This is a genomic window from Aestuariivirga sp. (genome assembly GCF_047600585.1).
Classification (GTDB): domain Bacteria; phylum Pseudomonadota; class Alphaproteobacteria; order Rhizobiales; family Aestuariivirgaceae; genus Aestuariivirga.
Genome location: NZ_JASGKP010000001.1, coordinates 998,519 through 1,011,109, shown reverse-complemented (window position 1 = coordinate 1,011,109; position 12,591 = coordinate 998,519). Strand labels below are relative to the sequence as shown.

The window sequence follows — 12,591 nt, the reverse complement described above, 5'->3', positions numbered from 1 at the left end:
GGCGGAAGAAATGGCGTTACTGGCGCTCGAGGGCGTCCTTGATGATCTTCTGCAGGTCCTCGCGGCGATAGGGCTTCATGATGATGAAGCCTTCGCGGAAGCGCGGCTCGTCCTGATGCACCATGGCGCCCTTCGGATAGCCGGAGGTGTGAACGATCTTGAGACCGGGCTTCAGGCTCTGGGCGGCCTGGGCGAGATCGAAGCCGTTCATGCCACCAGGCATGACGACGTCCGAGAACATCAGGTCGATGTCGCTGTGCTCCTGCAGGCGCGAGAGCGCCTCGAAGCCGTCGCCCGCTTCCACCACTTCGTAGCCGAAGTCCTCGAGGAAGCCGCAGGCGACCATGCGCACCGCTTCCTGGTCTTCGACGACGAGGATCTTGGGGCGGCGGGCGGGTTCGGTCTGCGGAACAACTTCGGCGACCGGAGCGGCCTGCGTTGCCGATCCAGACGAGGAAGACCCGGGCAGCTCGGCGGCGCCCACGGATTCGCCCGCCTTCATGCGGCGCGGCAGGTACATCTTCACCGAGGTGCCGTGGCCCACTTCCGAATAGATCGAGATGTGGCCGCCGGACTGCTTGATGAAGCCATAGACCATGGAGAGGCCGAGGCCGGAGCCCTTGCCGTTGCCCTTGGTCGTGAAGAAGGGCTGGAACACCTGCTCCACCAGTTCCTGCGTCATGCCGGTGCCGGAGTCGGAGACGGCGATCATCACGTAGTGGCCGGGAACCACTTCAGGGTTCTTCTCGGCATAGAAGCGGTCGAGATAGGCAGCCTGCGTTTCGATGGTGAGGCGGCCGCCATCGGGCATCGCATCACGCGCATTGATGGCGAGGTTGAGGATGGAGGATTCAAGCTGCGACGGATCGATGAGCGCGTGCGGTTCGCCTTCCATCAGCTCGATGTGGACGTCGATGTTCTCGCCCACGGCGCGTTTCACAAGCTGCTCCATGCCGGAGACGAGGCCGTTGATGCCGGAGTCCTTCGGCGCCAGGTCCTGCTTGCGGGCGAAGGCCAGCAGCTGCCTGGTGAGGTCGGAGCCCTTGCGGGCCGCATCGATCGACTCGGCCAGGCGCTTCTTCGCCTTGTCGTCACCGCCCAGCTTGCCGTCGAGAAGCTGCAGGTTGCCGATGATGATGGTGAGAAGATTGTTGAAGTCGTGGGCAATGCCGCCGGTGAGCTGGCCGATCGCTTCCATCTTCTGCGCCTTCTGCAGGCGGTGATTGACGGTCTTGCGCTCGGTCGTATCGGCGACGTGGATGATGAGTTGCTCGGGTTCGCCCTTTTCGTTGCGCACGATGGAGACCGAGGTGGCGCCATGCATCACCTTGCCGTCCGGCGTGTTGTAGCGAAGCTCGAACTGCAGGCTCGGCACTTCGGCAGCGAGAAGCTGGCGGATGCCGTTGAGGAACTGGCCGCGGTCATCCCGGTGCAGGAAGTCTTCAAAGGCCATCGGATTGGTTTCGATGTCGGGGCGGCCGAGGAAGGTCTTGAGCGCGTCGTTGGCGACAACCACGTGACCCGTGGGCGAAACCACGGCCATGCCGTGCACAGCGGCGGCGAAGGCGCTGCGGAAGCGCTGGTCGCTGCGCTGCGAGGCAATCGAGGCGAGCTTCTGCTTGGTGATGTCCTCGAGCGTGCAGACGGTGCGTTCGAGGCGGCCCTTGTCGCCGCGATAGGCGGTCATGGACAGGAGAACGGTGGCGAGCGAGCCGTCCTTGCGGACGAGCAGGATCTCCTCTGCCCGGCAGGTGCCGGTCACGAGATACTTCGGATAGATTTCGGTGACGAGCTGGCTGCGGGATTCCTTGGGCAGCAGTTCGCTGAAGGGACGGCCCACAACATCGGCGGCCTCATAGCCCAGCGTCTCGCACCAGACGTTGTTCACCGCAAGCAGGCGGCCCGAGGCATCCATGCAATGCAGCATGACCGGAAGCTGGGTGAGCAGTTGTTCATAGACGCCGCCGCCCTGGTCCGGGAAGAAGCCGGCAACCGTGGTGGTGCGGCGAAGCTCGGGCTTCTCGATGCGCCAGCTGGGCGCCTGCTTCGCCTGTTGATCCCAATCGCTCTTGAAGGGCGCGTTCATGATACGGAAACTCTCTCTTGCAACGTCTCGCAAACTATCCCGTGCGGAGTTAATGCAGGATTGCCGTTGTCCATCAAAACGCCCCATCAACCATAATCCCTGTTTCAGACTTCGATCATGGTGAAGAAAAGATGAAGGCGGCCCGGATGGACGATCCGGACCGCCTTGAACCTTGTGAAATCGGGGCTGGCGTCAGCTGTGGCAGACGCTCTCGAGATAGAGCGCCGGGTTGGCGCTGAGCGGCAGGCGGAGCGCCGTTTCGATGCACTGGCGGCTCACCCCCATGTCGCGGAGGAGATGATCGTCCAGCTTGGCAAGGCTGCGGACCGACCGGCGGGCCTGCCAGTTGTGGTAATAGGTCGCCAGGTTCGCGGAACCCGGGGTGAAGCCGCCGAATTCGGCCTGGTGGAGCGCATAGTTCTTCATGGCAAAATCTCCCAACTCACTGAAAACGGCCTGTTTTCGGTGCTGATGATGGCCCCTCGGCGGGACCGGTTGCTCGTCTTGATGATCCAAACATATGACAAAATCATTGATCACTCCAACGAATGTATTTTATGATGTGATCAACGTTATTGATGGTACAGCCATGATCCCGAACCTCGACATCGACCAGCTCAAGACCTTCCTCGCCATCGCCGACACGGGCAGCTTCACCCGCGCCGCCGAGGAGGTGAACAAGACCCAGTCGGCCGTTTCGATGCAGATGAAGCGCCTCGAGGAAGCGATCGGGCGCAGCCTGTTCGTCCGCGATGGCCGCGGTAGCCGCTTCTCGCGCGATGGCGAGCGTTTCGTCGAACAGGCCCGCAAGCTCGTCGCCATGAACGACGAGATTGTCGCCACCTTCACCAAGCCGGAGCTGACGGGCTCGGTGCGCTTCGGCACGCCGGATGACTACGCCGACCTCTTCCTGCCGGAAGTGCTGGGCCGCTTCGCCCGCAGCCATCCGCAAGTGACTGTTGATGTGGAATGCCTGCCGAGCGAACGCCTGATGGAAAAAATCAAGCGGGGTGACATCGACATCGCACTCGTCACCTTCCACAACGACACGACCGAAGGTGAAGTTCTGCGCCGCGAGGAGCTCGTCTGGGTCACTTCATCGCGCCACTCCACCCACACCCTTGATCCGCTGCCCATCGCGACGGCGGATGCCAGCTGCTCGTGGCGGCGCATTGCCACGGCAGCACTCGAGTCCGTCGGCCGCCGTCACCGCGTTGCCTATACCAGCCCCAACCGCACCGCCATCGATGCAGCCGTGATGCAGGGCCTTGCCGTTGCCGCCATGGCCGACATCTGCGTACGCCCCGGCATGCGCGTGCTGCGACCCGAAGAAGGTTTCCCGAAGCTCGGTGCTTTCGGCATCGGTCTCGTGCGCCGCGCCGGATTGCCGACGCCGGCCACGGAAGCCCTCGCCCGCCACATCCGCGAAAGCTTCGGGGCGGACCGTGCGCTTGGTTCGTCTGCGGTGGTGGGCCCGGTCGCCGCCTGATCAGCCGGCGGGCTGGCCGATCGCTTCTGCCGTCACAGTGGCCGTGAGAAGGCCGTCGTCATCCTTGCCGTCGGGCAGGAAGTTCCTTTCAACCGAAAGCGTGATCTTGGGGTCGACGGCCCCGCGGGCGCGCGCCTGCGACAGCGCATGGGCTTCGGCCAGCTTCACCGCTTCCGCCATCGCCAGCTTGCCGCTGCCGAAGAGATGCGTACCGCCATCGCCGTGGATGCGGAAGGCGCCGTTGCCGTCACCTTCGACGGTCAGCGTCACCTTGTCGGCCACCTGCCCTGCCGCAGCACCCACCGCATTCGCCACATCGCAGAAAGGCGCGAAGATCACTTCGCAGTCGAGCCGCTTCGCCACTTCATCGTAGTAGACCTTGGCGGGTCCGCCCACCGCAACAATCGGCACGGAGGGCGACAGCGACACGCGTGCCAGGCCGACCTTGCCCCTGCCCTCGCAGACGGCATCCCAAACCGCACTGTCCTTGTCCTTCGGGCCCATCGCCGTTTCGAGAATGATGCGCGCCGAGAGCGACACCGTCTTGTGCCAGACCTCAAGGCAGAAATTCTGTGTCTCCGTATCGTCCGGCATCGTCATCATGCGGAATCGCGCCATCAGGCGCGCCGCCTTCACCGCAGCAGAGGCGGGCCAATTGTCCTGCAGGCCGAGCACGAGCGCGGAGTCGGAGGGCGTGAAGCAGCAATACTGCAGCAGGCCCTTGCGGCGGAGCGAGGCCACCGTGCGCTGTGCGGCACTCGACACCGCGATGCGGCGGAGCGGCACCGGCTCATTGCCGATGCGGGCGAGGATTTCCGCCTCGCGCTCGGTCACACCCACACTGGCGCCGCCCTTGTCGCCGAAGGGCCGCACCAGGAACTTGCCCAGCATCGAACCACCTTCCGTCTCGGCGAGATCGGCATCGAGCAGATCCTGCGTCACGGGGAAGCGTTCGGCGAGCAGCGACACCGGCACGGCGCGCTGCGGCCCGATGATGAGATTGCCCAGGCCATCGAGCTGCACTTCGCTGTCGCCGCCAAGGCCGATGGTCTTCACGTCGATCGCCTTCACCATGGTGCGCCAACCGCCCACCTCAGCACCCTGCGGGGCCACCTGAGGGCGGCCGCCCGAGAGGATGGCAACGTCGGTCGTGGTGCCGCCGATGTCGGAGAGAATGAAGTCGTCGCAGCCCGCCAGCCACTTGGCACCGATCAAACTCGCAGCGGGGCCCGAGAGTACCGTCTCGATCGGGCGCAGCGCCACGGTCTCGGCGCTTGCAAGCGTGCCATCGCCCTTCACCACCATGAGGCCGCCCTTTATGCCGAGACCATCCATGGCGGCGCGCACCGCTTCGATCAGATGGGTGATGCGCGAGATGAGACGGGCATTGAGCAGCGCCGTGAGAGCACGGCGTGGCGCGTCAAGCGCATTGGAGAGTTCGCTTGAGAGCGTGACGGGCTTTCCGGTGAGGCGGGCAATGAGATCGCGCGCCGCCACCTCGTGGGCGTTGTTGCGCACGGCGAAGGCGGCGGCGATGGCAAAGGCCGTGACCTGCGGCGACATGCTTTCAACAGCCGCCGTGAGGGCCGCCACATCGAGCGGCTTCACCGCTTCACCATTGTGGTCGTGACCGCCGGCAATGCGCGCGATAGGCAGGCCCGGGAAGGCATTGGCGATGCCGGTCTTGGCGACCATGGCATCATCGAATCCGATGAGGATGACGCCCGCCGCATTGCCGTGGCCTTCCACAACCGCGTTGGTGGCAAGCGTGGTGGAAACGCAGACGAGCCGGATGTCCCCTGTCTTCACCTTGCCTTCGAGCTTGCCCACGGCGGCCGCCATGGCGTCACCCACGCCCAGCGCCAGATTGCCCTTGGTGGTGATTGACTTGGCCGAGGCCAGGATGCGGTGCGTGCCGGCGTCGATCACGGCGGCGTCCGTATAGGTGCCGCCCGTATCGATGCCCAGAATGATGTTGCTCTTGCTCATGATCGAGACATGCCATTGGCGGGGCGGCCAGAAAAGATCAAGTCTCGCGAGCGGGGTGAAATGGCCTCACGCCGGAAGGGCAAAGTCCGCCTCAGAACAGGAAGGGCGGGCCGTTGCCGATGATGACGGAGCGGGTGGTGGCGACAGGTTTGGTCAGCCTGGCCTCCACGAAAATGCCGCGCAGCGGCTTGCCCGAAAGGGGATGCGCCGCAGTGAATTCGCCCGGCTGGGGATCGCCCACGAAGCCCACCTGCGTGCACCAGATGAGGGTGAGCGCGCAAGAATTGAGCGGCGTGCCGGGCTGGAAGTTCGCCATGTTGGCGTAGGGCACGAAGATCACGTCAGCCTTCCCGCTGATGGCCCGGGCAAGGGCGGAGGAGTCGAGCACCGAAATCTGCTGGTTGAGCACGGCGGCCGTATCCTTGAGGGGCTTCTCGTCATCCTGTGCGGTCTTGAGAGCGACGGCGGCGGTTACCCGCGCGGCGGTGGCATCCTTAGCCTGCTCCACGAGCGGCAAGAGGTCCGACGGGGCGGCAGCGGTCAAAGCAATCGGACCGCCCTGCACCAGCGCCGCCTTGAGCGACGCAAGCAGCGCGCTCCGTGCCTCGAAACCCGCAACTTAAGTCTTCACGCCTGCCATGTCGGCCTCAAGCTTTGTGGCGCGCTTGGCAGCCGCTGCCTGATCCTGTGTCACGGCGTCGAAGGTCTGCTGATCGGTCAGGCGGCCCTTCACAAGCTCCTGCAGCTTCGCATCCATGCCGCCCTTCGCGGCTTGTGCCTGCAGAACGTCATGCACCTTGGCCATGCGCTTCAGCTTGATCACCACAGCCTTGCGCCTGCGCTCACCTGCTGCGATTTCCTTGTCGATGGCGCCGATGACCGTCTTGATGCGTTCGTCCGCAGACTGAATATCGCGCGAAGCCTTGGCCTGCGCCGTGGCAGTGTCGGAGAGCGCCTGATTGGTCCGGCCCAGAGAGGCGCGCATCTCGGCGAGGTCATCCTCGACCTCTTTCACCATCTCGTGGCCCTGCGACAGCGACATGGGCACGCCCCACGCGGTGGAGAACATGAAATAGGCCGTCAGCACGCCATAGACGGCAAGCGCACACAGCGTGACCAGCATCAGCAACGCGCCCACACGCGTCTTGTCGAGGGCAGTGGCGGAAACCTTCAGACGGGTGGGCGGCTGAGGGACGCTTTCAATTTTCAGCTCAGGTTCCCTGCTCTCGGACTCGACCAGTCGGAGCGGCGCCGCACTGGCGCGCTGTGCCCGCGGCGGGCGATATGGCAGGCCGATCACCCGCAGAAGCTGACCTTCACGGATTGGCGCTGTCAGCACACGGGCCACGCCCGGCACGCTCAGGTATTGGCTCACGTCGTTGAGTGGGCTTACCACCACCAGCCGCAGCGGATAGCCCATGTTTGAAAACAGCGGCACGATGAGCTTGGTGGCGAGGCGTTCATCGCGCTGATCAACGATCACCGTATCGGGTTTCGTCTCGCGCGCCAGCGCCAGGGCCTGCTGCACATCGGATTCATAACGGATGTCGATCTCGCCCACATGGCGCGTGACGATGGCGCAGACTTCATCGGCAGCGGGGCCGACATAAAGCACGCGGCGGGCGGGCGCCGGCAAGGCCTTGTAAGACGTTCTGGCCTGGATCACGGGCATCAGCGGACCCTCGCTACAGCAGCGGCCCGCATGCGGTCGCTGGCGATGACGGTCATCGCCGGACACACAAACGGGAAATCGACTGTCACACGAGAAAGCATACGCAACGCACCCCACCAGACCGAAGTCAGGCCCAATCCCCGCAATAGCAAGGAATGGTTTCCACCGTCTTAAATTGATGATTTGTAAAGGATGCCGCGAAGTCTTACTCGGACAGCACCACGTCGGCCGAAGCGCGGATGCCATCGGGCACCGGCACGGAGGTGCCGCCATAGTTCGTGTTCAGCACCAGGCTCGGGCCGTTGTCGACGGTGAGCTTGTTGACGATGATGGCGGTGTAGGCGGACTGCTGGGCAACCGCAGCGGCAGGGTCAACCATCAGGTTGCCCTTTGGCAGGTAGATCGTACCCGTCAGGTTGAAGGCGTTGGAGGCGCGGATGTTGTGCACGCGGAGAACGGTGGACGACGGATCCTCGAAGAACAACAACCCCGCCATCACTCCATCCTCGGCGCCGGAAAGATCGATTGTCGCATTGTCGAAGAACTGGATGAGCGACAACAGGCCGGTCAGGTAGAAGGCGACGTTCTTGCCCTTGATCTTGGAGGTATCCTTGACGATGAACGGACCGTCCTTGATGATGTAGTTGCCTGGCGAGAAGGTCACGTTCGAGCCGTTCATCACGGTAATGCCACCGCAATACACACCAGGCGAGAGTGTGACGGTCTTCTTGTTGATGATGGTCATCGAATAGTTGCAAGCGCCGACTGTCGGACCCTTGCGGCTTGCGAGCGGGTCCGGCATGGGCGGACAATCGGTCAGCACGGGCGTTCCCGATGGTGCACCCTTGTTGAGCACACCGCCAGCCGAACACACGAGATCCGCCGTGATCGACGACCCCGTCGAGAGCGAAATGCCCTGAGAATTTGTGGAGTTGGAATAGACACTGCATCCCTTGCCTTCGAGATGCGCGTTCTTGGTCATCGAAAGCGCGCCCGCCCCCGTGGGCTTGAGCGCGATGACGCAGACTTTGGATTCACCGACCAGCTCGGCGCGCGCATCGACGACGATGGGAGTGATGTCGGCGCCGAGGAAGTGGGCAAAGAAGGGATGCCAGGCATCGCTCAAGGTCACCTGCACTGCGCCCTTGGCGCCGTCGACCGTGACACCTGTCGTCGTTGTCGTTGCGTCGGGCAGAGCGGTCGCGACATAGGTCCGGGCGATGGCTTCGATGGGCCCGCCGCCGGAAAGGGAGGCACTGGCCTTTGCAGCCGAGCCGGAGCCACTTGCCACCACGGAAAGTTCACGCGCTGCCGCAAGTGCCGCCGCATCGGCAGCAGACTGCAGCTTATTCTTCTTCATGGTGAAAACGGCAAAGTCACTGGCGACGCCGACAGCGCCGAGAAGCACGGGCGCACCGACAGCCATGGAAACGGCGACAGTGCCGTGGGTGGCGGCAAGCAGGCACGCGAACGCGCGGGCCGCGTTGCGCAGCTTGCTAATCACTGTTGCTATCGACTCGCCAATCGTCAAATGCCGATCTCCCGCAATTACCGGTAGTGCGCTTGTCCGCACGCGGCAACCCAATCCCGCATTCTCAGATAATGAGTTGTAAAATCACTTGGTTTTATTGGTTAAGAACCGGAAAATTCCGCTGACGGATTGGCAGGAGTTCCCACCTGTTTACCACAGCTGCAATTGCACCAATGCCGTTCAGGTCTCCGTAAGGCTGTCACGCCAATGTCCCGCCAAGCGGAGGGAAACACGTGGGAATCAAGGCGATCAAGATGGGTGTGGGGCGGCGCATCGGCGTTCTCGTCTCGACCGCCGTGGTCGTTGCGGTTGTCTGCGTGGCGGGCTTGCTCGCCGGATACCAGGCCTCGCAGAATGCTGCGCTGAAACGCAGTACCATCGAAGGCACGGCCTATGTGTTCGCATCAGCCGTGGCCGATCACATGGAAGACCGGCAGATCTATGAGATCCAGTCGGTCCTGCGTTCGGTCGAGCGCGTACCGGGTGTCATTTCCGTGTCCGTCTATGATTCAAACCGCAGGCAGATTGCCACGCTGGGCCAGCGCGCCGTGCTCAAGCAGCGTGAGGTCTCGACCGATCCGGGCTTCTGGGAGATGATGCGGACAGCCAGCATTCCCGTCTCGGTCAACATCATCAAGGCCGGCCAGCCGGTGGGCACGCTTGTCCTCGTCACCGACATCACCGATCTCCGGACGCGTTTCTTCAACACGCTGAGCGTCGTCTTTGCCGCCTCGCTGGTGGCTGCGGCCCTCGGCTTCATCCTTTCGGTGCCGCTGCAACGCGCCATCGCCAACCCGATCCGTAAGCTCACCGCCTCGATGCTCCGCATCAAGGAGAACCGCGAGTACGACACCGATCTCGCCGCCGAGAGCGACGATGAGACGGGCGTGATGGTGGACGCCTTCAACAGCCTCATCTCCGACATCCGCTTCCGCGATCATTCACTGCAGCGGCTCGCGTATTTCGATCCTCTCACCGGATTGCCCAACCGCACGAACTTTCAGCGCACCCTTCAGGAAAAGCTGGAAGCCTCTGGCAAGGAAGGAAAAAACCTCGGCGTCGTGCTCTTCAACATCGATGCCTTCCACACCTTCAACGATGCCCTCGGCCATTCGATCGGCGATGCCGTTCTGATGAACGTCGCCGCCATCGTGAAGGAGGAAGCCAATGATGCCATCCTCGTGGCGCGTGTCGGCGGCGACGAATTCGCCGTCATCGTCGAAGAAGACGGAACGGGCAAACCGACGGAGCACCTCATCGCCCGCGTGCAGTCGGCATTCTACAAGCCGGTCCTCATCCTCGACGTCGAACTGCATGTGACGATTTCGGCGGGCGCTACCATCATGCCGCGCGACAGCGACAGCGTGGGCGACGCCATGCGCCACATCGATCTCGCCAGCAACGCCGCGAAGAAGCAGGGCGCTGGCCGCGCCGCCTTCTTCACGCCGGACATGGACGACGTCGTCAAGCGCGAGACCGAACTGAGCCAGGCACTCCGCACCGCAATCAGCAACAACGAACTCGAGGTGCACTATCAGCCGCTCTATCACGTATCGACCGGCAAGGTGACGGGCTTCGAAGCCCTGCTGCGCTGGACGCATCCCGTGAGCGGCCCCATCCCGCCCTCCATCTTCATTCCGATTGCCGAGCGCAACGGCCTGATCAACGGCATCGGCGAATGGGTGATGGAAGAAAGCTGCCGCCAGGCCAAGGCGTGGATCGACGAAGGTTTCGAGCCACGCAGCGTGGCGGTCAACGTCTCGCCCGCACAGATGCTGCAATCTGGCTTCGTGCGCAAGGTCGGGCAATGCCTGCAGCGCACCGGTCTCAGCCCGGACCTGCTCTGCATCGAATTAACCGAAAGCCTCTTCCTCGGCCGCTCGCTTGCCTCCGTGAGAAGCGTGCTCGACGAGGTCCGCGCCTTGGGCGTGGCACTTGCGCTCGACGACTTCGGCACCGGCTATTCGTCGCTGGCCTATCTCTCGCAACTGCCCTTCGACAAGCTGAAGATCGACCAGTCCTTCGTGAACGGCGCCCACACCTCGGCCCGCCGCCGCGAGATGCTGCGCTCGATCATCGACATGGCCCACTCGCTCGGCATGCGTGTTGTCGCCGAAGGTGCGGAGGATGAAGGCGAAGTGGCGCTGCTGAAGGCGCTCCGTGCCGACGAGATCCAGGGCTTCTTCCTCAGCCGCCCGCAGAAACCCGAACACATCGCCTCGAGCATCGCCAAAATCGAAGCTGGCACCATCAAGGCGTCCGCCTGACGGACCTCAGTCCTCGGCGATATCCTCGTTCCAAAGGGCCGGCTTCTCGCGGATGAAGCGCGCCATCAGGTCAATGCAGTCGGCATCGTTGACCACGATCACCTCGACGCCCTTCGAGCGGAGGAAGTCTTCGTTGCCGCCGAAGTTCCTGTTCTCGCCCACCACCACGCGCGGAATGCCGAACTGGATGATGGTGCCAGTGCACATCATGCAGGGGCTGAGCGAGGTGTAGAGCGTCGTATCCTTGTAGGTCTTCTGGCGTCCCGCCTTGCGCAGCGCATCCATCTCCCCGTGGGCGATGGGGTCGCCGCCCTGCACACGTTGGTTGCGGCCCTGGGAAACGAGAGTCCCGCCCCGCGCCAGCACTGAGCCGATGGGGCAGCCGCCTTCGTCATACCCGGCCTTCGCTTCCTCATAAGCAATGCGCAGGAATTTCTTGTCGGTTTCGCTCAGCATGTTGCGGCTCCCTGTTTATTTCGCAGCCTTGCAGATTTTTGCGCGTTTGCAAGACGCTGCAGCAGCCAGCCGTTGTGCACAGCCGCGGAGCGGACTAGACCTGACCATGTCACGGATCTGCGTCCTTATCTGCACATTTGACCGCCACGAGATGCTCGCGAGACTGTTGGCGGCACTCCTGCCCCAAGCCACCGCCTGTGGGGCAACCGTGGTGATCGCCGACAACGGCACGGTTTCGGCGCAGGCCGTCGTGGACCGGTTCCGGGGGCAGATGGACATCATCTACACCCGTCTCCCCGAGCCCGGGCTGGTGAACGCCCGCAACACGACCTTGCGCCTCGCCCTGCCGCTCCATCCGGACTATCTGGTCTTCATCGATGATGACGAGCTGCCGGAGGGGGATTGGCTCGACACGCTCGTCCAAACGCTGGAAAGCAGTGGCGGGGATTTTGCAACGGGCCCGGTCCTGCCGCACTTTTCCGAGCCGCCACCGGCCTGGGTTGCCGGCAGCAGATTCTTCGATGTTGATGCCGATTGCCTCGGCACCTCGAATCTCGCCATCCGCACGGCGTCGCTGCCGGGAGACGAGCGGGAGTGGTTCAACCCGCTCTTCAATTTCACCGGCGGCGAAGACCCCGAACTCCTCAGGCGCATGCTCGCAAAGGGCGCGCTTCATGTGATCGCCGAAGGCGCGGTCGTCCACGAAAACGTACCGCCCGAACGTCTCCGGCGGCGCTACATCTGGCGGCGCGGGCTGCGTGATGGTGTTGTCACCGCAATGATCCTGCGCCTGCGCCATCCCGTGCGCATGTCCTTCCTCCTGCATCTGTCAGGTGCGATGCTCGGGAAGACTGGTTACGCCCTCAATCACATGTTCTGGAGTTGGGCAGAACCCTGGCGGGTCATCGCAGCCATTGCGGACCTCGCAGCCGTGGCGGGCCTTGTGGCCGCTGCCCTCGGCCTCCGCCCCACCTTCTACGGGTGGAAAAGCAAGACCCGGTAAAGCACGATCACAGGTGCCGTAGCGCTCCGCAACCGGGGGCTGAGTGTGGTCAGTTCTGGGCAGGAATGCAGTGCCACCATGCGCCCGGTCCGGCTGCG

The 12,591-nt window shown here is 63.5% G+C and carries 10 protein-coding genes; 3 read left to right on the top strand and 7 right to left on the bottom strand.

From position 1 onward, the window contains the following. Positions 1-16: 16 nt before the first annotated feature. The gene (locus tag QM801_RS04760; protein ID WP_415018068.1) at positions 17-2,086 is read right to left on the bottom strand and encodes a PAS domain S-box protein; all 2,070 of its coding nucleotides are present in this window, start codon (positions 2,084-2,086) and stop codon (positions 17-19) included. Between the two features lie 192 nt (positions 2,087-2,278). Then, positions 2,279-2,512, bottom strand: coding sequence for a DUF1127 domain-containing protein (locus QM801_RS04755; protein ID WP_415018067.1), 234 nt, complete (start codon positions 2,510-2,512; stop codon positions 2,279-2,281). A 163-nt stretch (positions 2,513-2,675) separates the two neighbouring features. On the opposite strand from QM801_RS04755, the gene QM801_RS04750 reads away from it, so the two are divergent. Beyond that, complete coding sequence (locus QM801_RS04750; RefSeq protein WP_415018066.1) at positions 2,676-3,575, top strand: LysR substrate-binding domain-containing protein; 900 nt, start codon at positions 2,676-2,678, stop codon at positions 3,573-3,575. Here the strand turns inward: QM801_RS04750 and QM801_RS04745 are convergent, their stop codons facing one another. From QM801_RS04745 to QM801_RS04730, 4 genes are all read right to left on the bottom strand, one after another. Beyond that, positions 3,576-5,564, bottom strand: coding sequence for a hydantoinase/oxoprolinase family protein (locus QM801_RS04745; protein WP_415018065.1), 1,989 nt, complete (start codon positions 5,562-5,564; stop codon positions 3,576-3,578). It abuts the gene before it with no gap. Between the two features lie 91 nt (positions 5,565-5,655). Beyond that, complete coding sequence (locus QM801_RS04740; protein WP_415018064.1) at positions 5,656-6,108, bottom strand: hypothetical protein; 453 nt, start codon at positions 6,106-6,108, stop codon at positions 5,656-5,658. 75 nt (positions 6,109-6,183) lie between these two features. Next, complete coding sequence (locus QM801_RS04735) at positions 6,184-7,236, bottom strand: hypothetical protein (RefSeq protein WP_415018063.1); 1,053 nt, start codon at positions 7,234-7,236, stop codon at positions 6,184-6,186. Between the two features lie 205 nt (positions 7,237-7,441). Then, on the bottom strand, positions 7,442-8,740 hold the full coding sequence (locus QM801_RS04730) for a pilus assembly protein TadG-related protein (protein ID WP_415018062.1): 1,299 nt from the start codon (positions 8,738-8,740) through the stop codon (positions 7,442-7,444). A 260-nt stretch (positions 8,741-9,000) separates the two neighbouring features. On the opposite strand from QM801_RS04730, the gene QM801_RS04725 reads away from it, so the two are divergent. After that, a complete protein-coding gene (locus tag QM801_RS04725; RefSeq protein WP_415018061.1) occupies positions 9,001-11,034 on the top strand; it encodes a putative bifunctional diguanylate cyclase/phosphodiesterase in 2,034 nt (677 codons plus the stop codon). 6 nt (positions 11,035-11,040) lie between these two features. Here QM801_RS04725 and QM801_RS04720 read toward each other — a convergent pair whose 3' ends face one another. After that, positions 11,041-11,490 (bottom strand): nucleoside deaminase, encoded by a 450-nt coding sequence (locus QM801_RS04720; RefSeq protein WP_415018060.1) that lies wholly within the window; start codon positions 11,488-11,490, stop codon positions 11,041-11,043. Between QM801_RS04720 and QM801_RS04715 the strand changes: the two genes are divergently transcribed. After that, positions 11,456-12,493: a glycosyltransferase family 2 protein gene (locus QM801_RS04715; RefSeq protein ID WP_415018059.1), complete on the top strand. Its 1,038-nt coding sequence runs from the start codon at positions 11,456-11,458 to the stop codon at positions 12,491-12,493. The genes QM801_RS04720 and QM801_RS04715 overlap by 35 nt on opposite strands. Positions 12,494-12,591: the final 98 nt, after the last annotated feature.

Excerpts from the sequence above, each read along its gene's own strand:
- QM801_RS04715 (WP_415018059.1), top strand. The coding sequence starts at position 11,456 with ATGCGCAGGAATTTCTTGTCGGTTTCGCTCAGCATGTTGCGGCTCCCT.
- QM801_RS04735 (WP_415018063.1), bottom strand. The coding sequence starts at position 7,236 with ATGCCCGTGATCCAGGCCAGAACGTCTTACAAGGCCTTGCCGGCGCCC.
- QM801_RS04755 (WP_415018067.1), bottom strand. The coding sequence starts at position 2,512 with ATGAAGAACTATGCGCTCCACCAGGCCGAATTCGGCGGCTTCACCCCG.
- QM801_RS04750 (WP_415018066.1), top strand. The coding sequence starts at position 2,676 with ATGATCCCGAACCTCGACATCGACCAGCTCAAGACCTTCCTCGCCATC.
- QM801_RS04760 (WP_415018068.1), bottom strand. The coding sequence starts at position 2,086 with ATGAACGCGCCCTTCAAGAGCGATTGGGATCAACAGGCGAAGCAGGCG.
- QM801_RS04745 (WP_415018065.1), bottom strand. The coding sequence starts at position 5,564 with ATGAGCAAGAGCAACATCATTCTGGGCATCGATACGGGCGGCACCTAT.
- QM801_RS04720 (WP_415018060.1), bottom strand. The coding sequence starts at position 11,490 with ATGCTGAGCGAAACCGACAAGAAATTCCTGCGCATTGCTTATGAGGAA.